The sequence below is a fragment of the Chitinophaga sp. LS1 genome, assembly GCF_034274695.1.
Classification (GTDB): Bacteria; Bacteroidota; Bacteroidia; order Chitinophagales; family Chitinophagaceae; genus Chitinophaga.
The window spans coordinates 419248-443979 of sequence record NZ_CP128362.1 but is presented as its reverse complement, the minus strand read 5'-3'; the positions used below and the strand labels follow the sequence as shown (position 1 = coordinate 443979).

Here is a 24732-nt window from a genome sequence, read left to right as displayed (position 1 = left end):
TTTTATGCCATATATTTGCCTCTGGCTGATTTAATGATAAAATGAAATATTACATAATAGCAGGTGAGGCCTCCGGTGACCTCCATGGCAGTAATCTGATCAAACAGTTAAAACAACTCGATACCAACGCGGATATCCGCTGCTGGGGCGGGGATCTGATGGCACAAGCCGGGGGAACGGTCGTAAAGCATTATAAGGATCTCGCTTTCATGGGGTTTATAGAGGTAGTGATGAACCTGCGTACCGTATTGCGTAATATGGAATGGTGTAAGCAGGATATTGCTGCTTATCAGCCAGATGTATTAGTATTGATTGACTATGCTGGTTTCAACCTGCGTATTGCAGAGTGGGCGAAGCCTTTAGGGTATAAGATTGTATTCTATATTTCTCCGCAGGTATGGGCCTGGAAGGAGAACAGGGTGAAGAAGATCAAGAAATCTGTTGATAAAATGCTTTGTATCCTGCCTTTTGAGCAGGACTTTTACAACAAATGGGCGTATCCTGTTGAATATGTAGGTCACCCATTGGTAGAGGTGGTCAAAGCGGCCAAAGATGCACCGGCAGAGCCGGTAATTGCTGATAAACCTATCATTGCGATATTGCCGGGGAGCAGGAGACAGGAGGTGCGTGTGAAGTTGCCGATTATGCTGACGATGGCGAAGCATTTTCCCCAGTATCAGTTTGTGGTGGCGCAGGCGCCTAGCCTGGATGATGCTTTTATGCAGGAGTTGACAGGTGCACACCCAAATGTATCTACAGTAAAAAATCAAACCTATGCCTTGTTAAGACAGGCGAAGGCGGCATTGGTCACTTCGGGGACAGCTACATTGGAAACAGCATTGTTCGGTGTGCCGGAGGTGGTATGTTATAAAGGAAGTGCCGTATCGTATTTCTTTGCCAAGCGGCTGATTAAGGTAAAATATATTTCACTGGTGAATCTTGTGATGGATAAACCAGTTGTAACAGAGTTAATTCAAAATGACCTGACAGAGGAGAACCTGCTCAGGGAGTTGACGTTATTGCTGGAGGATGATGCTACCCGCCAGCGGATTAAAGAAGATTATAGCCAGCTCTGGACTAAGTTAGGGGAGAAGAAGGCGAGCAGAAGGACCGCTGAGGTGATTGTGGAAGAGGCGAGGCAAGGAAAGTAAGCGGTTAAGGCAGGCGATAGGTACTTCGGGCAGGCAGTAGGTGTACTAAATGCGGGAAGTAGATCTGCTTTATGCAGGAAGTGTTTAAGGTTTTATGTAGGTAGGAAACCTGCTTAGTGATGATGTCTGAAAAAAATCATTTTAATCGCGAATACAATTAATGCAAAAAGGAAGACCAGGATAGAAATCCGGTTCATGCCGTGCATGAGTTTTACACTTGTCGTATTCGGCGAGCTTTTATCTTTTTTACCTATGTAGAGATAACGGAGTATTTGTTGCCATATGCTTTTCATGCAACAAAGATAATTGAAAAGGCCTGCGGCAGCAAGGAAGAAATCTCATTTTGGGCTGATGCCTAATGGGCATTTCTTTGGACAATGAAAAGACCTGCGGCAGCAGGTTTGAATGCAAAAAAAATAATCAATTTCAATAATGAGACGTTATGTGAATATTGCCTGCCTGTGCCTGCTTACGGCCACAGCAGGAGCACAGTCTTTCCAGCAAATTGAACTAAACAAAGACTGGAAATTCTCAAGCACTGACGACACTGCATGGCGCTCAGCTACCGTGCCAGGCACCGTCCACACTGACCTGATGGCCCACCATCTCATTCCTGATCCCTACGTTGGTATGAATGAAAAGTCGGTACAATGGGTGGATAAGAAAAACTGGCAATACCAAACCTCTTTTACTGTAACAAAAGAGATGTTACAGCACGACTGGCTTGCGCTGGATTTTAAAGGTCTGGATACTTATGCAGCTATCTTCATCAATGGCGATTCTATTGCTACCAGTTCCAATATGTTTGTACCACTTAAGGCACAAATTAAGCAAAAGGTAAAAGAAGGGGACAATACTTTGCGTCTTGTTTTCTACAGTCCTATCAGGCATGATATGAACAACTTCTTACATGATGATGTGATCTATCCTGCAGGTAATGATGCGAGTGATATTCCTTTGAGTGTGTATGCGAGAAAAGCACCTTATCATTATGGATGGGACTGGGGGCCAAGATTAGTGACATCAGGTATATGGCGGCCTGTGTATTTGGAATATGGAGATAAAGTAAGTATTGAAGATGTATATCTTAAGCAAAAACAACTGACTGATAAATCAGCGGTGATACTGGCGAAACTGAAATTCCAGACAGCCGCAAAAAAGAAGTACACTATTAAAATAGAAAGCCCTGACAAGCTATTTTCCACCATTACTAAACCATTCGAAGGAGATACTTTATCTGCCTCTTTTACTATCTCAAACCCACGTCGCTGGTGGCCTAACGGCTTAGGCGATCCGTACTTATATAAAGTGAAGGTATCTCTCTACGATGGAAATGAATTGTTACAATCACGTGCATTGAACATCGGTCTGCGCACGATAGAAGTGGTGAATAAACCTGACAGTATGGGTGTGAGCTTTTATGTAAAAGTAAATGGACGGCCTGTATTTATGAAAGGTGCTGATTACATTCCGTTGGATAACTTCCTGCCGCGTGTAACTACAGAAAGGTATGCAAAGTTGTTCAATGATATGAAGGTGTCCAATTTCAACATGGTTCGTGTGTGGGGTGGTGGTATTTATGAAGATGACCGTTTCTATGATTTCGCGGATAGATATGGTATACTGGTATGGCAGGATTTACTCTTTGCCTGTTCAACTTATCCTACATCAAAAATTCTGAAAAATGTGGAAGCGGAACTGGGTGCTAACATTACCCGTCTACGTAATCATCCTTCACTTGCACTGTGGTGTGGTAATAATGAGATAGGTGTTGCGATTGATCATTGGGGTTGGAAAGAAGGGTATGGCTATACAGAAAAACAATGGGCGGATATGAGAGCTGGGTATGATGAACTCTTCAAAGTGCAGCTACCAAAAATCATTCAGCAATATGATGCAGACAGATTTTATTTCCCATCATCACCTATTAGCAACTGGGGTACCAAAGAAGATTTCACTATTGGTGATAATCACTATTGGGGGGTGTGGCATGGTATGGAATGGTTCGAAGCTTTTGAAGAACATATTCCAAGGTTTATGAGTGAATATGGTTTTCAGTCTTTCCCTGATATCCAGACAGTAAAGCGGTTTACATCAGCGCAGGATAGAGATATATATTCTCCTGTGATGTTATCACACCAAAAGAGTTTCAACAGGGGGAATGCTGCTATCAGGACTTATCTCTTACATTATTATAAAGAACCTACAAATTTTGAATTCTTCCTGTATGTGAATCATGTATTGCAGGCAGAAGGTATGAAAATGGGTATCGAAGCGCATCGTAGGGCCATGCCTTTTTGTATGGGTACGCTGTACTGGCAGTTAGATGATTGTTGGCCTGGCCCATCCTGGTCAGGTATTGATTATTACGGTCGCTGGAAAGCCATGCAGTTCTTTGTAAAGAAGGCATATGAACCATTGTTAGTGAGCAATATCGTAAAAAATGGTAACTTAAAGACTTATCTTATTTCTGATGAAAATAAAGACCGCAAGGCAAAACTCGAAATGAAACTAATGGACTTTGGCGGCAAGATTTTGTGGGAAAAATCAGTGAATATTAATATAGAAGGTAACAAAAGTACCATTGTTCACGAAATACCATTGAACACTATTTTGCAGCCGGCAGACACCGGAAAGGTAATATTCTATACGAAAGTGGTAAATAGTGATAAGTTATTAAGTGAGAATGTATATTATTTTGCTAAAACCAAAGATCTAATATTACCGGACCCTGGATTGAAAATAGAAGTGGCGAATGATGATACCCTGGCTCTCCATATTTTGGTAACGGCGACTCAACTTGCAAAGAACGTATACCTGCAATGTGAAGATCCGGAATTGACTTTTAGCGATAACTATTTTGATCTGCTGCCTGGCCAGACGAAGGATATATGGCTCAACAAATTAGCGGCACCGCTAATGGATAAGATAAAGGTTATAAGTCTCAGAGATACATTTAAAAATTAAACATGCGAAAACTTTGTATGCTTTTAAGCAGCGCACTATTGCTAATAGGTTCAGCCAGTGCGCAGCACCAACAAATTCCACCCTACATCCCACCTACAGACAAAGCCGTTCAACAGAACCTGGAAGAGTGGTCTGACTGGAAATTCGGTATGCTGATCCATTGGGGGGCATATTCTCAAATGGGTATTGTAGAATCATGGAGCATCTGTCCTGAAGATGAAGGATGGACACAACGTCAGCCATACGGTATTCCATACTATGACTATGTGAAAAAGTATGAAGAACTGGGTAAAACTTTCAATCCTACAAAGTTCGACCCTTCCAAATGGGCAAAAGCGGCAAAGGATGCAGGTATGAAATACGTAGTATTCACTACCAAGCACCACGACGGTTTCTGTATGTTTGATACCAAACAAACTGATTACAAAGTATCCAATCCAAACTTTGCATTCGGAAAAGATCCCCGTTCAAACATTGCTAAAGAAGTATTTGAAGCTTTCCGCAAAGAAGGTTTGCACGCAGGTGCTTACTTCTCCAAACCTGACTGGCATAGCCAGGACTATTGGTGGTCTTACTTTCCACCCAAAGACAGGCATGTAAACTATGATGTAAGTAAATATCCTGATCGCTGGAAAGCTTTTCGTCAGTATACCTACAACCAGATCGAAGAACTAATGACAGGTTATGGTAAAATTGACATCCTGTGGTTAGATGGTGGCTGGGTACGTCCTCGTAAACAGGATAAAAAATCTGCTGCAGACATTACCGCCGCTGAAACCGGTGAAAAAATGATCAAGCAGGATGAAGATATTGACATGGATGGTATTGCGGCCATGGCGCGTACACACCAGCCAGGTCTGATCGTGGTAGACCGCGAGGTACATGGTCCGAACGAAAACTATCGTACTCCAGAGCAGCAGATTCCTGACAAACCACTGGATTACCCATGGGAAACCTGTATGACCATGGCGAATAGCTGGTCTTATGTACCGAACGATCATTACAAATCTGTGAATGAACTGATCCATCACCTGATCGACATCGTGGCAAAAGGTGGTAACTACCTGCTGAACGTAGGTCCGGGTCCTGATGGTCAGTTGCACGACGAGGCGTATACAACCATGACTGCTATTGGTGCATGGATGCATGTAAATGGTGATGCGATCTATGCCACAAAATCTGTTGCTCCGTATAAAGATGGAAAAGTATGTTTTACACGGAAGAAAGACGGCAGTGTATATGCGATATACCTGCTGGATAAAGATGAGCAATTGCCGGCTAACATTGCATTTAAGGGGCTGACACCTGCTAAAGGTGCTAAGCTGGAAATGCTGGGTGCGAAAGAAAAACTGAGCTGGAAAGTAACTGGTGATATTACCACTATCACAATCCCGGCTGCGTTACAGAAAAAAGGTTTTCAGCATGCTATAGCTATCAGAATTTCTGCAGTTGCATCCTGAGCTGGATAAAAAAAACTTTAAAAAAATGGCCGCCGGTGAACTGGTGGCCATTTTTTTTGTTAATATGAGTAATGACATATTATAAATTCGATATTTAGAATACCATTTTGAGTAACCCTAATTCAAAACCGTTACATCTGTTGTCTTGAGCGAGTATTTCTGATCAATAACTTCTTATTAACTAAATTCAAAAGTTAATTCAGCAATATTGTAAAAATTTGGAAGTAGAAAAAGGGTACAAGCAGTTTTGTTAACGACCTAAATTGTAACGGGGAAAACTTTTACTTATGGAGAGTAATGTATCGATCCTTCTTGCAGAAGACGATTATCACTACGGAAATGTAGTTAAAAAACATCTGGAACAGGCGGGTTATCATGTGGTGCATTGCTTTGATGGGGAGGTAGCCTGGAAAAAATTTCAGAGAGATGATTTTGATCTGGTCATATTAGATGTGGTCATGCCTAAGAGGGATGGTTTTTCGCTCGCGCAGGACATTCGAAAGCGGAATGGGATGATTCCTATTATATTTATTTCTTCGCGTTCACTGGACGAAGATCGATTGCACGGTTTCCGGATCGGGGGAGACGATTATATCATAAAGCCGTTTAGCATGCGGGAACTGGTGATGCGCATCCGGGTATTTTTGCGCAGGACATTGCCCAAGGAAATACCGGGGGATGGCATTTACCGCATCGGGCATGTGCGTTTTAATTACGACGAAAAAGAACTCACCAAGGAAGATGGAGAAACCATCGCAGCACTGACCAAAAAAGAGGCGAAAGTGTTGAAGTACCTGGTGGAAAATAGCAATAAGCTGGTCAAGCGTGATGAAATATTATTGAAAGTTTGGGGCAACAGTAGTTTCTTCTCCAGCCGAAGTATGGATGTATTCATCACCCGACTACGCAAGCATTTTAAGATGGAACCGGGCATCGATTTAGAGACGTTGCACAATGTGGGCATCCGGCTAAACATACCAAAAGACTAATCACAATATTAAGGGAGTACGTCTGTCAGAATCAGGCAGGAATATAATATCCGGACGAATAAATTTTATAAAAGAGAGCACAATCATATTACAAAGCAAGGATTCAGGCAATAGAACCCCATCACCATCCACTAACTGTACACAATGCACTATGAAAGAAAAGGGCCCGGGCTGGTAAACGGCGGTAAGTTCGGGCATGGACAACCACGATATGAGCAACAGAACAATGATCGCCGCCGGAACGGCCACTCACAGGGAAGGGAGGTTAATCCCCGCAAACCATCACGCCCTAAAAAGCCAAAGAAGGAAAGTAAGATCTATTTTATTGCTTTATTACCTAATGCCGCAGTGGGCAAGGAAATTATCAGAATGAAGCAGGAATTTGCAGACTTCTATGATGCCCGCAAAGCATTGAAGGTATTACCGTACATTACCATACAAGTACCGTTCACAGCCGATCCCGTGCTGGAAAAGGACTTTTGCGAGGGATTGACGGATTTTGCATCGGCCATGACCCCTTTCGACATCCAGTTGGATGGTTTTGGCGCTGTTGCTCTTGAGAACAGAAGACTCATCTTTATCAATGTAGTGAAGACTGCCCCTATTATGCACCTGCATAAGCAATTAATTTTGCTGCTGAGAAAGGACTTCGGGTTCAGTAATATGCTGGCTAAATATGGGTTTAATCCACACATCTCATTGGCACTGAATGATATAGCGGAAGGGGCTTTTGAATTGGCCCGGCTGGAATACGAGGAAAAAGAATTCCATGCCGCCTTCAGGGTCAATAACCTGTATCTTTTGAGACATACCGGCACTTCCTGGGAAGTATTGCACAAATGTAAATTGGGGGGAGAATAATTTCTTTCTAAATAAAAATCAACCAAATGACCCTTTCAGGTAGGGGAGCAGACGCTGTAACCCATTATAAAAGATAGCACTACCGTGGGATTTGGGACTATGGTTCTTATGCAAGAAAATTGTAACTTTAGTCCAGATGGATACAGTGGCAGTCAAAACATATAACCTCGACGAGGAACAGGAAAAAAAAGAAATTGTTCGTCATTACCGTGCTTTACTACGCGCCTTAAAACCGCGACTAAAGAAAGGTGATCGCGAGCTGGTACGTACTGCCTTCGAAATGGCAGCAGATGCTCACAAGGAAATGCGACGTAAATCAGGTGAGCCCTATATATTCCATCCCCTGGCTGTAGCACAGATCTGTGTGGATGAAATAGGATTAGGTGTTCGCTCTGCTATCTGTGCGCTCCTGCACGACACTGTAGAAGATACAGAAGTGACACTGGAAGATATAGAACGGGCTTTTGGTCCGGAGATCGCTCACATCGTAGACGGTCTTACCAAAATATCGATCGTGGTCGATTCCAGTACCAGTACCGCACAGGCGGAAAACTTTAAGAAGATACTGCTCACCCTGGCAGATGACCCCCGTGTTATTCTGATCAAATTGGCAGACCGCCTTCACAACATGCGTACCCTGGATAGCATGAGTCGTGAAAAACAGCTGAAAATCGCATCAGAAACCGTCTTTATTTACTCTCCGCTGGCTCACCGTCTCGGTATGTACGATATCAAGTCCGAGATGGAAGACCTTTCCATGAAGTATACGGAACAGCAGACCTATCGTGAAATAGCCCGTAAACTGAAGGAGACCAAGCGTGAGCGTACCCGGTATATCAACGAGTTCATCAAACCAATCAAAGAAGTTCTCCAGGAAGAGGGATTAACTTTCGAAATATTCGGGAGACCTAAATCCATTCACTCTATATGGAATAAGATCAAGAAGAAAGGCATCACTTTCGAGGAAGTGTACGACCTCTTTGCGATCCGTATTATCATGGACTCCCCTGTGGATAAGGAAAAGTCTGATTGCTGGAAAGTGTATTCCATCATCACCGACTTTTACCACCCCAGTCCTGAGCGTACCCGCGACTGGCTGAGTAATCCTAAATCCAATGGATACGAAGCCCTGCACGTAACTGTAATGGGCCCAGCCGGTAAATGGGTGGAAGTCCAGATCAGGACCAAGCGTATGAACGACTACGCCGAAAAAGGTCTGGCTGCCCACTGGCGCTACAAAGAAGGTAGTAACCAGAAGCAGGATACCGAAAACAAATTCGATCAGTGGTTCAACCAGATCCGTGAGATCCTGAACAACCCTGATTCCAATACCCTGGATTTTCTGGCCGACTTCAAGAGCAACCTGTTCACAGAAGAGATCTATGTATATACTCCTAAAGGGGATCTCAAGATCATGCCGGTCAACTCCACGGCGCTTGACTTTGCCTACGCTATTCACAGTGCGGTAGGTAATAAATGTATAGGCGCCAAGGTGAATTACAAACTGGTACCACTCAGCCATAAACTGCGCAGCGGGGACCAGGTGGAAATCATTACTTCCAATAAGCAAAAGCCTTCTGAAGACTGGCTGAACTACGTACTGACCGCCAAGGCTAAGTCCAAGATTAAGGACGCTCTGAAGGAAGAGAAGCGTAAGATAGCCATGGATGGTAAGGATGTGCTGGAGCGGAAACTGGATCACCTGAAAGTATCTGCCAGTCAACATAATATTAATGAACTGGTACAATTCTATAAGCAACCTTCTCCACTAGATCTGTATTATCAGATCGCGGTGAAGAATATTGACCTGAAAGAATTGAAACAGTTCAATATATTGGGCGATAAGCTGGATGCACCTAAGCCGGTACCGGTTAAGTCACCGGAGCACATAGCCGAAGACCACATCAAGCACCAGTTGCCTTCCAAGAAGGATGCGGAGCTGATTATATTTGGTGAAAGTTCTGACAAGATTGCCTACAAACTGGCCAATTGTTGTCGTCCGATTCCGGGAGACGATGTATTTGGGTTCATTACTGCCAGTGAAGGATTGAAAATACACCGTACGAACTGTCCGAATGCCGCCCAGTTGCTGGCTAATTACGGTCACAGGGTTGTAAAGACCAAGTGGGTGAAGAACAGGGAGATCTCCTTCCTGACCGGTCTGCGCCTGGTAGGAATGGATGATGTAGGGGTGATTCACAAGATTACTAATATTATTTCCGGCGAATTAAAAATAAATATAGCAGGGTTGACGATCGAGTCCAAGGAAGGCCTGTTTGAGGGGTTGATAAAGGTGTTTGTGCACGACAAGGAGGAGCTGGATGAGTTGTTCCTGCGTTTGGGTAAGCTGGATGGTATTCAGTCCGTAAACCGGCTGGAAGACGAGTAAACTATTTATGGGGTTGCCGCCAGGCAACCCTTTTTTTTGTCAATTGACAACGAGGTATAATTGTAATTATTCCTTTTTCCCCGTAATTTTGCCACTTCTTTTTAAAATCAATATCAATTCTTATGGTAGATGTTTTGCTGGGCCTGCAGTGGGGCGACGAAGGCAAGGGAAAGATTGTGGATTATTTTGCAGGCAATTATGATATCATTGCCCGCTTTCAGGGTGGTCCAAACGCTGGTCACACTTTATATATCGACGGTCAGAAAGTAGTATTGCACACGATCCCCTCCGGCGTGTTTCACAAAAACATCATCAACCTGATTGGAAACGGGGTCGTATTAGACCCTGTCACTTTCAAGAAGGAATGTGATAAGATCACTGCATTAGGCGTAGATCTGAAGGCAAACCTGTTTATAGCAGAGAGAACGCACGTGATTGTGCCCACTCACAGAGCACTGGACAAGGCTTCAGAAATATCGAAAGGTGCGGATAAAATCGGTTCTACCCTGAAAGGGATCGGTCCTGCCTATATGGATAAAACAGGCCGTAACGGTTTGAGAGTAGGAGATGTAATGCGTGCTGACTTCCAGGAGCGCTATGCGAAACTGAAGGCAAAGCATGAGCACCTGCTGGCGGGTTATGATTTCGCTGCTGAAGTAAAGGCTGAAATTGCGAACGATATTGCTGAGTGGGAAGCTGAATTCTTCCAGGCTGTTGAATTCCTGAGAGGAATGAACATAGTAAATGGTGAGTATTTCCTGAATGACTACCTGAAAGCTGGTAAAAAAGTATTGGCAGAAGGTGCACAAGGAAGTATGCTGGATGTGGATTTTGGAACGTATCCTTTCGTAACTTCATCTAACACTATCAGCGCCGGTGTATGTAGCGGTTTAGGTATCGCTCCGTCATGGGTAAAAGAAGTGATCGGTGTAACAAAAGCATATTGTACCCGTGTAGGTAGTGGTCCATTCCCTACAGAACTGCACGATGCCGTAGGCGAAAAACTGCGTAAAGAAGGTAATGAATTTGGCGCAACTACTGGCCGTCCACGTCGTTGTGGCTGGATTGACCTGGTAGCACTAAACTATACCTGTATGCTGAGTGGCGTAACCCAACTGGTAATGACCAAGAGTGACGTACTCGATGTATTTGAAGAAGTGTACGCTTGTACCGCATATGAAATAGATGGAAAGCAGACGAAAGCGATGCCTTTCCAGATCAATGATCTGGATGTAACGCCAATCTGGGAAAAATATAAAGGTTGGAGCGATGAGACTGCGGCGAAGAGCAATACCTTCAGTGAATTACCAGCCGAGATGAAGACCTTTGTAAAAGCTGTTGAAACTTACCTGGGCGTTCCTGTGAAATATGTGTCCAACGGGCCTGGAAGAGACCAAATACTGCCACAGTAAAATACCAATAATTTACAAAAAAAAAACGGCAAAAAAAATTTGGCTAATCAAAAAAACTGTTAAAACTTTACGCTAAAGTAATACGCTAAAGACTTAAGTGAACCTATTATGAAATCAAAATCTGATAACGAAAAAGAGACCAAAAAGACGAGTTCTCCAAAGACTACTAAAGCAACGCCTAAAGCTGCTAGTAAGCCCAAGAAGGAAGAGGAGGACGAAGATGATGAGGATGAGGAGGAAACTCCCCGTAAGTCTGCTGCTTCTAAAAAATCAGATAAGCCGGCCTCAAAATCAAAACGTAAATCTGACGATGACGATGATGACGACCTGGAAGAGGATGATGATGATTTGGGCGACGACGATGATGATGATAATTGGGGAAAAGCCGAAGATGAGGATTACGATCCTGACTTCGAAGAGTTTGACATGCCTAAAGCTAAGAGCAAACGTGGCCGTCCTGGAAAGAAAAGTGTAGATGACGATGACGATCTCGGCATCGACGATGAATTCAAAGACATGGGTCTGTTTAACGACAGAGGTGGCTTTGACGATGACGACGACGATTTTTAAGCACTAAAAATCAGCATTATCAGGATATTTCACCATTTCCCGGTTAATGATCAAACGTTATTTAAACAACAGATGTTGAATTGGGGCAACCAGTGCAACATCTGTTGTTTTTTAGACAACAATCATTATTCGTCTGCTTACCACCGGTACGAAGCTATATTGGCTGCTGGCGCTATCTCTACTCTCACCTGCAATGCCGGCACTGCCTTTTCACAACTGCAGCAATTTTACGACACGCAATCCGACTGGCTCTTTGGCCACCTGGGATATGACCTCAAGAACGAAGTATTTCATGGAATGACTTCCGGAAATGCCGACGGCTTACAATTGCCCGACCTGTTCTTTTTCAGGCCGGAAACTGTCTTATTGCTGAAAGGAAAGGAAGTCAGTATTGGAGGATGGAACATGGATCAGGAGGCAGCAGCAACGATATTTGACGCCGTGCAGCACACTGAAGTGCACACGGTGACCAAGGCTGTGTCTAATACTGAGATTACGGCACACATGGATCGTGAACAGTATATAAATTCAGTACGTGCCCTGCAGGAACATATCCATAGAGGAGATTGTTATGAAGTGAATTTTTGCAGAGAGAATTTTATCCGCGATACAGATGCTGCACCCATTGAACTGTTCAAACGACTGAACCAACTTTCTCCCGCCCCATTTTCGGCTTATTATCACTTTGACGATCAATACCTGGTTTGCTCAAGTCCGGAGCGTTTTCTCCAGAAAAAAGGCCCTTTACTCATCTCTCAGCCTATCAAAGGCACCATTAAAAGAGATGGCGATGTGCTAAAAGATAAAGAGCGCAGACTGGAATTACTGCATAACAGCAAGGAACGGGCAGAAAATGTAATGGTGGTAGACCTGGTGCGGAATGACCTCTCGCATACTGCGCTGCAAGGTACTGTGCAGGTAGCAGAACTCTTTGGTATTTACTCATTTGCGCAGGTACACCACATGATATCGACGGTTACGGCTATGCCTGACCCGAACCTGCCACTCACGGAACCCATCAGACAGGCGTTCCCCATGGGCTCTATGACTGGAGCACCTAAAAAACGTGTACTGGAACTGATTGAGGAATATGAACAATCAAAGAGAGGATTGTACTCCGGTGCAGTGGGATATATTACCCCGGATGGGGATTTTGATTTCAATGTAGTGATCAGGAGTATCCTGTACAATGCAGGAAACAGATACCTGTCCTTTCAGACAGGATCTGCCATAACTTATTATGCCAGTGCGGAACAGGAATGGGAAGAATGCCTGCTCAAAGCTGCTGCCATGAAAAAGATTATTACCGCTTAAAGAAATTTTCCAATGCACTCCTGATATCAGGATAAGAGAAGACGAACCCTGTTCTCATGATCTTAGCTGCCGATACGCTCACACTTTTCAATACTTCCATACTCATTTCACCTAAAGCCAGTTTCAGGGCGAATGCAGGTACGTATACAGGGATAAAGCTTTTACCCCTGGACACTTGTGCCAGCGCCATTACGAGGTCTTTGTGCCTCACCGGATTAGGCGCCACAGCGTTATAGATACCTTGCAAATCGGGGTTCACAATACCACTCAGGTATAACCTGACCAGGTCATGAATGTGAATCCAGGGTACCATTTGCTCTCCATTGCCGAGGATGGTGGCAAAACCTGCTTTGAGAGGTTTATAGAATTCCTTGAGTGCACCGCCTTCGGGGCTGAGTGCGATACCCGTGCGGAAGATGAGTACTTTTTTTTGCAGGGATTGCATTTTCAGTACGGCATTTTCCCAGGCTACGCAGGTAGTGCTCAGGTAATCGTCGATAGGAGGATCATTTTCGGTAAAGGGTTCACCACCTGTATACGGGCCATAGTAGCCGGTAGCAGAGGCACTGATCACTTTCTTTACCTTGTTTGGGGTGCGGGAGAGGGCATTGAAAAGTAGCTCTGCACTCTGGGTACGGCTGTCAAGGATCTCTTTTTTGCGGGCTGCAGTCCACCGTTTATCAGCTACGTTAGCACCTGCGAGGTGAACGATGTAATCTGCCTGGGAAAGGGCAGTTTCATCAATAGTCTGACGTTGTACGTCCCAATGTGCATAGGTAACCAACCCGTTTTCTGCGGGGAGCGCTGTTTTTCTGCTCAGGATAATGACTTTATATCCAACTTCTGTAAGCAATCTGGTGAGTGCCCGGCCTACGAGGCCCGTTCCACCTGTAATTAAGACCGTGTCCATAGTTAATTTCAAAAATACAGTTTATTTATATCAATTAAGGTGCCGGGTGCCGTTAATCACGGTTTTGGCGTTGGTAATCCGTAATTCCTTATTTTAGTGTAACCGGTATGCAGGGGATACAATGAATTCCAGTCGTTTACCGTTAAATCTATATCCTAAAACTGCAATTTTTTAAATAAATCAGCATGCGCATATTATATCTCTATGCTTTACTGTTTTTGTGGAGTGGGGCGGTAATGGCTCAAAAGATCACTTATACGGAACCAGAAAAGGATGATTACAAAAGCACCGAATTCGAGATTATCGGGCGTGTTTCAGGCAATATTCTGGTCTATAAGAGTGACAGGGGCGATTACGTAGTGTCTGTGTACGACAATGCTATGCAACTCAAAGACAGGGTAAAGCTGGACTTTCTTCCTAAAAAACTGATCAGTGTCGACTTTATCAATTATGCCGACAAAGTTTATATGTTATACCAGTTCCAGCGTAAAGACGCTGTGTACAGCTTCTGTGCTACTATGAACGGGGATGGGAAGTTTAACGACGCCCCGGTAATGGTCGATTCTACCCGTATTGGCTACTATGCCAAGGAAAATAACAAGGTATATTCTGTAGAATATTCTGAAGACAAAAGCAAAATCCTGGTCTACAAAATCAACCAGGACAAAGAAAGCGACAACGTATTTTACACCTTCCTGTACGATAGTGCGTTCCATTTTATGAACAACAGCAGGTTGTCGCTGCCCATGGAGTCAAAGAGAAGTTTCCTCAGCAACTTCACCCTGACCAATGAAGGCGACCTCCTTTTCAATAAACTGGAACGGACGAATAACAGGGATTATATTGTAAGTGGTCATCTCGTTATCAAACGTGCAGCAGTGGATAGTTTTGAAACCGTGCCCATGGAACTGAAAACGACCCTGCTGGATGAAGTGAAGATGAAGATTGATAACAACACGCACAAAGCACTGGTCACTTCTTTTTATTACAGGCAGAAACGGGGCAATGTGGAAGGTTTGTATGTAAGTAAGTACGACTACGCTGCCAAGACCCTGTTATATGAAAAAGAAGTGGTGTTTGCACCGGAAATGAAAAGCAGGGCGAAGGGAGAATCTTCTACCAACGCTGCTTTCAATGATTACTTCATCAGAAAGATCATCAACACCAAAAATGGTGGATTCATTCTGACCGCAGAATCTTTCTATACGACCTCCCGGAACAACCAGCCATGGAACAGATGGAATTACATGTATGGTCCTTATGGTATGTATACGCCTTACTATTATTCTCCATATTCTCCATGGTATTACAACCCATGGTATAATAACTATAATATGGGGAACAGGTACCACTATGACAACATCGCTGTGATGTCAGTGGATGATGAGGGCAACCTGCTGTGGAGCAATATTATCGACAAGAGTCAGTTCGACGACGGGTCAGATTTAAACCTGTCTTACCTGATGGTGAATATCGGTAGTGAATTGCGCTTCCTGTACAATGAACTGAACAGAAGAGATTTTATGGTGACTGATAAAGGCGTTGAGCCGGATGGCACTACCTCAACCAAACCAACCCTGAGAAATTTGGATAAAGGATTTACCTGGATGCCAAGGTATGGTAAGCAGATTAGTGGAAGGACGGTGTTGGTACCTTGTGTGTATAGAAGTTACATTTGTTTTGCTAAAGTAGATTTCTGATATTTTGTAATTATAGTACAAAAAATCCCCTTCCGTCAATAAACAGAAGGGGATTTTTTATTGAAAAATTTTGTCAAATACCTAAAAAAATACCTAAATGGCTATGAATTATTGATTTTTTTTTGTTTGTTTATAGTATCAACTACTTCTTTCAGCCAAAATTGTCAATATTATTAAAAAAACAAATACATACAGTGAAGCTGATAGTATTGCCCTATTAATAAAGGACGATCAGGATGCGTACGAAGTTATATACAATGAATATTGGCCCCGGTTATTTGCCTATGTGTACAACAGGTTGAAATCTAGGGAAGTGACCGAAGAGATTATTCAGGAAGTATTTTTTTCTCTCTGGAACCGCCGCGCAGAATTGACGCTCACCCATTCACTCAATGCTTATTTATTTACCGCCGTCAAATACCAGCTGTTTAATTATATGAAGGCGGACAAGGTACGGAGAGCTTATGCCAGCAGTTATGCACAATTTGTGGGTGCCGACCATAGTAATGAACAATATATAGAATATACAGACCTGTTGAATGCCGTAGAAAAGGAAGTATCGCGCCTTCCTGAAAAATGCCAGCAGGTATATCGCATGAGCCGGAATGAGCACCGGTCTATACAGGATATAGCCACTACCCTAAACATTTCGCACAAGACTGTGGAAAACCACCTGACAAGGGCCTTGAAGCACCTGCGTATCGCCTTCAGGGAATATTTCTGGCTGTTTTAAAAAATATTTTGATTGTCATTGGGTGTTTGCCCTCTCTCAGTTTACTTACTATATAGAAAACAGGTTTGATGAATAGTAAGGATTTCAAACATATTCTCGATCAATATACCGCCGGTCAGCCAAATGAGCAGCTGGAAGCATGGCTGGATGCAATGGAAGATAAAACGGCATTCGACAGTTTGTCGCCCGAGGAGTTGCAGGCTTCAAAAGATGCGACGTTCAGGCGATTGCAGCAACGTATTGAACACAAACGACCTGTATTTTATTTATTCAAAGTTGCTGCTGCAGTGGCTTTACTGATTGTAGCAGGGTATATTTTCAAAACGACTTTGCTTAACCTGGTAGCACCACATCGTAAAACCTATGCTACCAGTGTGGAAGGTAAGATTACAAAACAGATCTTATCTGATGGCACTATTGTGTGGTTAAAAGGAGAAAGCAAACTGGTGTTTCCCGTAAAATTTGGTGGCCCGGAAAGAGCGGTAACATTAGATGGAGAAGCCCTGTTTGAAGTAACGAAAGATGCCAATCATCCTTTCCTCATTTATTGCGGATCGCTTACTACCAAAGTATTAGGGACAAGTTTTAATATAAAGAAAACCGGGCAGCAAGTAGCCATCTCTGTGCTCACCGGTGCTGTATCTCTCAATGGTGAAAACATATTAATTGAACATGAAAACGCCGTGTATTCAGAAGCACAGGCCACTGTGACGAAAGGTCACGCCACCAGAGAAGCAGTACATGAATTGACAAAAGGAACAGAATACGACATGGCATTCAATGATGCCAGCATGGAAGATGTGATTCAACGTATAGAAAAGAAATTTGAAATAGATATACAAACCGGCGACACTGCTATCGCCAACAGTCTGTTCACAGCAGATTTGACAGACCAGTCTTTAAACACAACGATGGAGATGATTAGTCAGGCACTCAACCTGGAGGTGACAATCAAAGGGAAGACTGTAACAATGCAACCAAAAAAATAAGTCGTCATGAACTATCAACCAGGATCAGGAAGTATCACACAAAAAAACAATTGCCTATGACAGTAGCTTCACTAATACTACAACTTCAACAGTACAGGATGTAATCCCTGTTTTAAAAAAAAAGATGCCCCTGCATGCACTACGCGCTGACGTGGTCAGGGAATGCTTTGCCTTAATCAACCAGAAATCTACAAAGTAATTCGTCTATGAGTGTAAAAGCTTTTATCACCAGAGGCCTGCGGATGACGCTGCTCGTCTGTCTCTGCGGGAAGATGGTCTATGCCCAGAGTATTCTAAATAAAAAGATCTCGCTACAGGCGGATGATGTAAGTCTGCGCAATGTGCTCAGCCAGATCAAAAATAAAACTAATGTAAAATTTGTGTACAGCTCCAATCACATTGCCATGGACACGAAAGTAAGCGCCCGGGCAAAGGATGAGGAATTAGGTAGCGTACTCAATAAGGTATTGGGACAGCTGGATATTAAGTACGTAGTGAATGACGGTTTTATTATTTTAAAAGATTGCAGTGAACAAAATGTTATTCCCGCAACTCCAATAATAGCAGCGGATACCGTCATCAGGGGAAAGGTGTTGAGTGAAAACGGCGAACCTTTTCCTGGTACTACCATTGTGGAAAAAGGAACCAACAACGGTGTCACTTCCGGCGGTGATGGCTCTTTCACACTGAAAGTAAGATCAGGGGCTATACTGGTAGTGACTGCTATCGGGTATCATGTGATGGAAATACCTGTGGGAGATGCCAGTACAATTCAACTGAAAGCAGCGGTAAAACAACTGCATGATGTAGTGGTAACCGCAGCCGGGATTGCCCGTCAAAAGAACAGCCTGGGGTATTCAGTAAGTACTGTCTCTTCAGATAAGTTAGCACAGAAATCAGAACCTGATCCGGTGCGTGCCCTGCAAGGTAAAGTAGCAGGTGTGAATATTCAATCAGCAGGTGGTGTAGCGGGTGGTGGTACCAATATCACTATTCGTGGTAACTCTTCGCTGAATGGAAATAACCAGCCACTCTTTGTAGTAGATGGGGTGCCTTTTGATAACAGTACGTTTGCAAGTGTAGGTGCATCTACGGTAGGTGGTGTGGGGGTAACCAACCGCGCCTTTGACCTGGATCCGAATAATATACAAAGTATGACAGTGCTGAAAGGTGCTGCTGCTGCTGCGTTGTATGGTTCGAGAGCTGCGAATGGTGCGATCATCATTACTACAAAAGCAGGTAAGAAGAAAACGCGCAAAGGAACAGAGATCACTTATAATGCCGGCTATTCTTTTGAACAGGTAGCTGGTTTACCAGAATATCAGACTAAATATGGTCAGGGTACTAATAATGATTATCGTCAGGGGGTATATGCTTCCTGGGGACAACCTTTTGAAGGAGTGGAAAGCATGTTGCCTACCCGCTCTACTATTCCGCATCAGCTAACCAGGCAGTTTACTTCGGCCGTGTTTCCTGAGTTTTATGAAGCAGATGGTACTACACCGATACAGGTGCCTTACCGTTCTTATGCGACACAAAATGCGAAGAACTTTTTCCGTACCGGGAATGTATTTGAGAATGCAATTTCTATTTCATCAGGTACAGAAAGAGGCAACTTTACAGCTGGTTTTTCTAACACTGATAACAAAGGGGTGGTGCCTGAAAATGAAATCAAACGTACTTCTGTGAATATCGGTGGTAATATCAAACTTGAAAATAAATTCTATGCAAGTGGTTCCATTAACTATGTAACCACCCGCCAGAAGACCCCGCCAGTAGGTGGTCTTACAGGGTCTATCATGTCAACACTGATGTATGTGCCTACAAGTTATGACCTCACCCGCTATCCCTATGAAAACCCTATTGATGGTAGTAATGTGTATGATTATACAGGTGTGGATAACCCTTACTGGTCTGTAAAACACAGCCCGAATACCAGTGATGTAGACAGGTATTATGGTAACCTGATTGTTGGTTTCGATCCGTTCACCTGGCTCAACGTTCAAAATACAATCGGTTTCAATGCGTATACTGATCGTAGAATGAGCGTGAGAGGGAAGGGTTCATCTTCTTACTCCGCAGGTAGTATCACTACTGATAATATCTACAGACAGGAACTGGATAACACCTTATTATTAACAGCCACTCATTCTGTAACTTCCGATATATCTGTTCGTGCGATTTTGGGTAATAACGTGAACCAGCGTTTTACTGACAGGAAAGCATTTTATGGCGATAATATCATCGTGGCAGACCTCCATGATATTAACAATACCAGTTCCATCACAGGTGTACAACTTACGAATAACAGGAACCTGCTGAAGCAAAGGTATTATGCATTCTTCACGGATATCACCTTCGATTATAAGAACTATTTATCCCTGAATCTTGTAGGCCGTAACGATATCTCTTCTACGCTGCCTGCTAACAACCGTAGTTACTTTTATGGTGGTGTGAATGGATCACTGGTGTTCACGGAAGCTTTTCAGGTACCTAAAGATGTGTTGAACTTTGGTAAGGTAAGAGCCGGTTATACCCGTGTAGGTAACGAGGCTTCGCCTTATCAAACGGCCGCTTTCTACCAGATCAATGCTATTCTTGGTGGTGCATCCACTCCTTCAAATGTAGGTTTGCCATTCACACCTGCTGGTGGTAGTACTTATAATATTGTAACACAGTCCAACCTGCTTACGAATGCGAACCTGAAGCCAGAGTTCATTACAGAACTGGAAGTGGGTACAGAGTTACAATTCTTCAATAACCGCATTGGTATTGATTTCACATTCTACAACAAGCGTAGTACTTCACAGATCTTTGAAGTAACAGCTGCGCCATCTTCTGGTTATACCACGCAGATCCTAAACCTGGGTGAGGCGACTAATAAGGGAGTGGAAATTGGTTTCAATGCATCGCCGATCCAGAAGAAGAATGGTTTCAACTGGGATATCAATGCCAACTTTACCCGTAACAGGAATATGATCAAAGACCTGGGTGGTTATGAGAAGTTCAGTTATGGTGGTACGAGTGGTACAAGCAGTGTGCACATAGTAGGTAATCCATATGGTTTGATACAGGGTACAGCTTATGCACGTGATGATGAGAACAATATACTGATAGATCCTAGTACAGGTAAACCATTGGTATCTGGTGCACTGAAAGCTATTGGTAATCCGAATCCTGATTTCATCGTGGGGATTACGAACACCTTCCGCTTTAAAAACATCTCGCTGAATATTCAGTTCGACTGGAAACAGGGAGGACAGATGTACTCCAATACGGTGGGTCAGATGATGTCGCGTGGTGTGACACGTGATACAGAGAAGCGTGAATTCCAGCTAGTATCACCGGGGGTACTGGGTGATGCAAATACCCTCACCGCCCTGCGGGATGAGAATGGGAATAAGATCAAAAACAATGTGGCCATGTCTTACGAAGACCACTTCTTTAACGGTGGTATGGGGCCTGGTGGTGTGATGGAAGGTTCCATCTTTGATGCGACGGTGTTCAGATTAAGAGAAATAGGGCTTGCATATGAACTGCCTAAGAGCTTCCTGGGTAAAACACCTTTCGGCTCTGCCAGCATTTCAGTAACAGGTCGTAACCTGTGGTACAATGCGCCTAACTTCCCTAAGTACAGCAATTTCGATCCTGAGGTAAGTTCTTTGGGTGTAGGTAACTCACAGGGGTATGATAACCTCTCAGTTCCTACTACTAAAAGATTTGGTGTCAATTTAAGGTGCTCATTCTAATTGTATGATTATGCAGTCAAAAACGCTTTTATATACTTTTCTCATAGCAGGGCTTTGTTCCTGTAAGAAGTTTGTAGATATCAATACAGACCCGAATAACCCGACCACTGCACAGCGCTCCCTGTTGCTACCGTCTACCGAAGTGTCGATGGCAGCCAACATGTATGAGCTGAATAGTGGTACGGAAACGTTTATACAACATACTGTCTTCTCTTCAGATCTGGGCCGTTACCAACAGCAGGGCACCAGTTTTGATGAGCCATGGGATGGTTTTTACAGCCAGACGTTGAATGACCTGGAAGCGATCATTACTAGTGGAACAACGGAAAACGACTGGGGATATGTAGCTATTGCGAAGCTTGAAAAGGCTTATCTGGTGAGTCTGATGGTGGATATGTGGGGAGATATTCCTTACTCCGAAGCAGAGAATGGACAAACCAATGTAAGTCCTGCATTTGATAAGGGAGCCGATATTTATGAAAGCGTACTCACGCTGATACAGGATGCGATTGCCGATGCGAATAAAGTGACCACTACTACACTGGTACCTGCATCAGCAGATATGATGTACAGTGGAACAAAGACTTCCTGGCTGGCGATGGCGCACTCTCTGCAATTGAAATTGTACAATCAGATCAGGTTAGTGGATGCTACCCGTTCTGCCACTGCTATCAAGGCGTTGGTGACAGATTCTACTTTGATCAATAGCAATACCCTGGATTATACATTCAAGTTCGGTCCTTTGCAGAACCCGAACAACAGGCATCCATGGCATCGTTCAGAGTATCAATCCAGCAAGACGTTTTATATGAACCAGGCGTTTATTGACCTGCTATTTAATAACGATGATCCAAGGTTGCGTTATTTTATCTTCAGGCAAAATGCTACTGCTGGGTTGAATAACTCTACAAACAGCAATGGGTATTACGGGCGTAATCCTGGTGATGGTACGGCTGCACCTGCGGATCTGAATCGTCGTTCTACATTTGGGATCTATCCGGCTGGTGGTTTGTACGATGCGACTCCTATCAATAATCTTCCATCAACGAATGTGTACCTGACCAATACCGATGCTACAGGTAGTGTAAAAGTGGTGGCTTCTACAGATGGTACAGGATCAGGTATCATACCATTGATTACAAATGCCATGGTGAAATTTATCCGTGCAGAAGCTTCACTCACGCTGGGTACAGGTGATGATGCCCGTCAGAATTTTGCAGATGGTATCACGGCAAATCTGAATAGTGTGAGCACCTTCAGCTCTACAAGAGGAGGCGTAACGATGTCAACCGCAACCATCACAGGTTATGTGAACAAGCAATTAGCAGCCTATGATGCTGCGGATGATGCGGGTAAGTTATCGCTGGTGATGACACAAAAATACATAGCGACTTATGGCAATGGCATGGAGACATATAATGATTACCGCAGAACAGCATTACCTGTATTGCGCACGCCATTGTCGCCACTCAATACTTTCCCGCTGCGGCTGTATTATTCACAAACAGAGCTGAGTGCCAACACCAGTCTGGGGGATGATGTGAGCAGTCTGCAGGTGGCGCAGCAAATTACGCCGGTGTTCTGGGATAAATAAGATACTTATCAACCAAATTATTATTTATGAAGCCAATATTCATTCTTTCAATACTAATGATCTGTGTGGGTGCCTGTAAGAAAGCACACTATGAGTGGGAAGATTATCAATATACGGGGGTGCCGATTGTAACCATAGATACCACCAAATCTGCATTGGCTACCCGTCAGGCAGGGAAGGTCGTTTTCTTCAACAAGAAGGATGCTGACCTGGCAACGCAGCAGTTTTCATTTACTTTGGAATGGGCAGGGTTCAATAAGGTAACGGTCACTTCTATTGAAGTATACAACAGTTACAACAAAGCAGAGAGTAGTGTGCCCGCTTATCCTTTGGTGATCTCTTCGCCAGGTAACCAATATACCAATATAGCACAGTTTCCGCTGCCCAGTATCGTAGGTACGAATGACCATTTGTACGAAACTGTTACAGAATTCCCAAAAACTTTTAACTTCACAGCAGCGGAATTAGCAGCACTAAATAATGTTGACCTTAGTGCAGTGGCTGTCAACGATTATTTTCTTTTCAAATTCATTGTAAACCTGTCCGATGGCAGGAGGGTGGTCACCTTCTATAATAATATCTGTGATGAATCCCGTGGCGAACCGGGTGACTGTCGGGTTGGAGTAAGATTTAAAAACCAGTAAGTAATGAGAAAAATAATATTGACAGCTGCACTGTTGCATACGGTGATGAGTATGTATGCACAGGACCGCAAAGGCGTGGCAGATAAGAAATACGTAACCGAAATCAAATCGCTTGCAGAGAAACCATCGGTGAAAAAAGCCTTTCAGACGATTGTGGAGATGGAACCACAGACGATGGCTAATCACATCTTACTGACAGAAATACCTGCACCTCCCTACCAGGAGGAGGTGAGGGCGAAGCAATATGCCTCTATGCTGAAAGCAGCGGGTGCGGATAGTGTGTGGATAGATAATGTGGGGAATGTAATTGCACTGCGCAAAGGCAAAGATGGTAAGAAGACGGTGGTACTCGAAGGCCATATGGATACCGTATTCCCTGAAGGCACCGATACTAAAGTCAAACATAGGGGCGATACGCTGGCAGCACCGGGTATTGCTGATGATACAAGGGCATTGTCCGTTGTACTGACGGTATTGACCGCTATGGAAAAGACGGGTATTGAAACCAGTGCCAATGTGCTATTCATCGGCACTGTGGGTGAAGAAGGACAGGGTGATCTGAGAGGTGTAAAGAACCTGTTCAGCGACAAAGGTCCCGGAAAGATAGATAGTTACATCGCCATAGATGGCTGGAATAGCGAAAGCATTACACACAGAGGTTTAGGCTCGCATCGGTATCGTGTTACTTTCAAAGGTCCGGGTGGTCATTCCTCCGGTTCTTTTGGGTTGGGTAACCCACACAATGCACTGGGTCGTGCCATTGCCTACTGGTGTGTAGCTGCTGATTCACTCACACAGGCACCCGGTTTACGACTTACTTACAATGTAGGTGTGATAGGTGGTGGTACATCGGTGAACTCTATTCCATTTGAATCATGGATGGAGGTGGATATGCGATCAGAAAGTCCGGAACGTGTGGATAACTGTGATAAATTATTGCACGCAGCCGTGGCCCGCGCACTGGCAGAAGAGAATAAAATGAAGAAATCAGGTGTCGATCTCACCGTCGACATGAAACTGATCGGCGATCGTCCATCAGGTGTGGGTGATACTACACAGCTATTGATACAGCACATGATGGCCGTCGTAACTTATATGGGAGACACACCTTCACTGAGGGTAGGTTCTACGAATTCCAATATTCCTATATCCAAAGGCGTACCCGCCATTACCATTGGTTCCGGTGGTATAGGCGGCAATGCACATGCACTCCCTGAATGGTGGGTGAATGATAAAGGATATAAGGGCATCCAGCAGGCTCTATTGATCTTATTGGCGGAAGCCGGTATAGCAAAATAAC

General features: G+C 43.8%; 18 protein-coding genes. 16 read left to right on the top strand and 2 right to left on the bottom strand.

The window, feature by feature from the left end:
* The first annotated feature begins 41 nt into the window (after nt 1-41).
* Complete coding sequence (gene lpxB, locus QQL36_RS01860) at nt 42-1151, top strand: lipid-A-disaccharide synthase (RefSeq protein ID WP_321568696.1); 1110 nt, start codon at nt 42-44, stop codon at nt 1149-1151.
* 113 nt (nt 1152-1264) lie between these two features.
* On the opposite strand, the gene QQL36_RS01855 is transcribed toward lpxB, so the two are convergent.
* A complete protein-coding gene (locus tag QQL36_RS01855; protein ID WP_321568695.1) occupies nt 1265-1444 on the bottom strand; it encodes a DUF6728 family protein in 180 nt (59 codons plus the stop codon).
* Nucleotides 1445-1583: 139 nt separating this feature from the next.
* Between QQL36_RS01855 and QQL36_RS01850 the strand changes: the two genes are divergently transcribed.
* From QQL36_RS01850 to QQL36_RS01815, 8 genes are all read left to right on the top strand, one after another.
* The gene (locus QQL36_RS01850; RefSeq protein WP_083720287.1) at nt 1584-4118 is read left to right on the top strand and encodes a beta-mannosidase; all 2535 of its coding nucleotides are present in this window, start codon (nt 1584-1586) and stop codon (nt 4116-4118) included.
* 2 nt (nt 4119-4120) lie between these two features.
* Nucleotides 4121-5578, top strand: coding sequence for an alpha-L-fucosidase (locus tag QQL36_RS01845; protein WP_321568694.1), 1458 nt, complete (start codon nt 4121-4123; stop codon nt 5576-5578).
* 287 nt (nt 5579-5865) lie between these two features.
* Entirely contained in the window at nt 5866-6567 is a 702-nt protein-coding gene (locus tag QQL36_RS01840; protein ID WP_083720289.1) for a response regulator transcription factor, read from the top strand.
* A gap of 144 nt (nt 6568-6711) precedes the next feature.
* Nucleotides 6712-7428 carry a 2'-5' RNA ligase family protein gene (locus tag QQL36_RS01835; RefSeq protein ID WP_083720290.1) on the top strand — a complete coding sequence of 239 codons (717 nt, stop codon included), beginning with the start codon at nt 6712-6714 and terminating at the stop codon, nt 7426-7428.
* 136 nt (nt 7429-7564) lie between these two features.
* Complete coding sequence (locus QQL36_RS01830; protein ID WP_083720291.1) at nt 7565-9817, top strand: RelA/SpoT family protein; 2253 nt, start codon at nt 7565-7567, stop codon at nt 9815-9817.
* Between the two features lie 122 nt (nt 9818-9939).
* Nucleotides 9940-11229 carry an adenylosuccinate synthase gene (locus QQL36_RS01825; RefSeq protein WP_083720292.1) on the top strand — a complete coding sequence of 430 codons (1290 nt, stop codon included), beginning with the start codon at nt 9940-9942 and terminating at the stop codon, nt 11227-11229.
* A gap of 108 nt (nt 11230-11337) precedes the next feature.
* Nucleotides 11338-11799 (top strand): hypothetical protein, encoded by a 462-nt coding sequence (locus tag QQL36_RS01820; RefSeq protein ID WP_083720293.1) that lies wholly within the window; start codon nt 11338-11340, stop codon nt 11797-11799.
* A 72-nt stretch (nt 11800-11871) separates the two neighbouring features.
* Nucleotides 11872-13113, top strand: coding sequence for an anthranilate synthase component I family protein (locus QQL36_RS01815; RefSeq protein WP_083720294.1), 1242 nt, complete (start codon nt 11872-11874; stop codon nt 13111-13113).
* On the opposite strand, the gene QQL36_RS01810 is transcribed toward QQL36_RS01815, so the two are convergent.
* Complete coding sequence (locus QQL36_RS01810) at nt 13103-14023, bottom strand: TIGR01777 family oxidoreductase (protein ID WP_321568693.1); 921 nt, start codon at nt 14021-14023, stop codon at nt 13103-13105. The two genes, QQL36_RS01815 and QQL36_RS01810, sit on opposite strands and share 11 nt — an antisense overlap.
* A gap of 185 nt (nt 14024-14208) precedes the next feature.
* On the opposite strand from QQL36_RS01810, the gene QQL36_RS01805 reads away from it, so the two are divergent.
* The 7 genes from QQL36_RS01805 to QQL36_RS01775 all read left to right on the top strand — a co-directional run bounded on the left by QQL36_RS01805 (nt 14209) and on the right by QQL36_RS01775 (nt 24731).
* Nucleotides 14209-15723, top strand: coding sequence for a hypothetical protein (locus QQL36_RS01805; RefSeq protein WP_321568692.1), 1515 nt, complete (start codon nt 14209-14211; stop codon nt 15721-15723).
* Nucleotides 15724-15883: 160 nt separating this feature from the next.
* The gene (locus QQL36_RS01800; RefSeq protein WP_321570532.1) at nt 15884-16456 is read left to right on the top strand and encodes an RNA polymerase sigma-70 factor; all 573 of its coding nucleotides are present in this window, start codon (nt 15884-15886) and stop codon (nt 16454-16456) included.
* A gap of 68 nt (nt 16457-16524) precedes the next feature.
* On the top strand, nt 16525-17445 hold the full coding sequence (locus tag QQL36_RS01795; protein WP_083720298.1) for a FecR family protein: 921 nt from the start codon (nt 16525-16527) through the stop codon (nt 17443-17445).
* A 206-nt stretch (nt 17446-17651) separates the two neighbouring features.
* On the top strand, nt 17652-21194 hold the full coding sequence (locus tag QQL36_RS01790; protein ID WP_321568691.1) for a SusC/RagA family TonB-linked outer membrane protein: 3543 nt from the start codon (nt 17652-17654) through the stop codon (nt 21192-21194).
* A 10-nt stretch (nt 21195-21204) separates the two neighbouring features.
* Complete coding sequence (locus tag QQL36_RS01785) at nt 21205-22788, top strand: SusD/RagB family nutrient-binding outer membrane lipoprotein (protein ID WP_083720346.1); 1584 nt, start codon at nt 21205-21207, stop codon at nt 22786-22788.
* Between the two features lie 26 nt (nt 22789-22814).
* The gene (locus QQL36_RS01780; RefSeq protein ID WP_083720300.1) at nt 22815-23432 is read left to right on the top strand and encodes a hypothetical protein; all 618 of its coding nucleotides are present in this window, start codon (nt 22815-22817) and stop codon (nt 23430-23432) included.
* 3 nt (nt 23433-23435) lie between these two features.
* Complete coding sequence (locus tag QQL36_RS01775) at nt 23436-24731, top strand: M20/M25/M40 family metallo-hydrolase (protein ID WP_321568690.1); 1296 nt, start codon at nt 23436-23438, stop codon at nt 24729-24731.
* Nucleotide 24732: the final 1 nt, after the last annotated feature.

Excerpts from the sequence above, each read along its gene's own strand:
- lpxB (WP_321568696.1), top strand. The coding sequence starts at position 42 with ATGAAATATTACATAATAGCAGGTGAGGCCTCCGGTGACCTCCATGGC.
- QQL36_RS01855 (WP_321568695.1), bottom strand. The coding sequence starts at position 1,444 with ATGAAAAGCATATGGCAACAAATACTCCGTTATCTCTACATAGGTAAA.
- QQL36_RS01850 (WP_083720287.1), top strand. The coding sequence starts at position 1,584 with ATGAGACGTTATGTGAATATTGCCTGCCTGTGCCTGCTTACGGCCACA.
- QQL36_RS01845 (WP_321568694.1), top strand. The coding sequence starts at position 4,121 with ATGCGAAAACTTTGTATGCTTTTAAGCAGCGCACTATTGCTAATAGGT.
- QQL36_RS01840 (WP_083720289.1), top strand. The coding sequence starts at position 5,866 with ATGGAGAGTAATGTATCGATCCTTCTTGCAGAAGACGATTATCACTAC.
- QQL36_RS01835 (WP_083720290.1), top strand. The coding sequence starts at position 6,712 with ATGCACTATGAAAGAAAAGGGCCCGGGCTGGTAAACGGCGGTAAGTTC.
- QQL36_RS01830 (WP_083720291.1), top strand. The coding sequence starts at position 7,565 with ATGGATACAGTGGCAGTCAAAACATATAACCTCGACGAGGAACAGGAA.
- QQL36_RS01825 (WP_083720292.1), top strand. The coding sequence starts at position 9,940 with ATGGTAGATGTTTTGCTGGGCCTGCAGTGGGGCGACGAAGGCAAGGGA.
- QQL36_RS01820 (WP_083720293.1), top strand. The coding sequence starts at position 11,338 with ATGAAATCAAAATCTGATAACGAAAAAGAGACCAAAAAGACGAGTTCT.
- QQL36_RS01815 (WP_083720294.1), top strand. The coding sequence starts at position 11,872 with ATGTTGAATTGGGGCAACCAGTGCAACATCTGTTGTTTTTTAGACAAC.
- QQL36_RS01810 (WP_321568693.1), bottom strand. The coding sequence starts at position 14,023 with ATGGACACGGTCTTAATTACAGGTGGAACGGGCCTCGTAGGCCGGGCA.
- QQL36_RS01805 (WP_321568692.1), top strand. The coding sequence starts at position 14,209 with ATGCGCATATTATATCTCTATGCTTTACTGTTTTTGTGGAGTGGGGCG.
- QQL36_RS01795 (WP_083720298.1), top strand. The coding sequence starts at position 16,525 with ATGAATAGTAAGGATTTCAAACATATTCTCGATCAATATACCGCCGGT.
- QQL36_RS01790 (WP_321568691.1), top strand. The coding sequence starts at position 17,652 with ATGAGTGTAAAAGCTTTTATCACCAGAGGCCTGCGGATGACGCTGCTC.
- QQL36_RS01785 (WP_083720346.1), top strand. The coding sequence starts at position 21,205 with ATGCAGTCAAAAACGCTTTTATATACTTTTCTCATAGCAGGGCTTTGT.
- QQL36_RS01780 (WP_083720300.1), top strand. The coding sequence starts at position 22,815 with ATGAAGCCAATATTCATTCTTTCAATACTAATGATCTGTGTGGGTGCC.
- QQL36_RS01775 (WP_321568690.1), top strand. The coding sequence starts at position 23,436 with ATGAGAAAAATAATATTGACAGCTGCACTGTTGCATACGGTGATGAGT.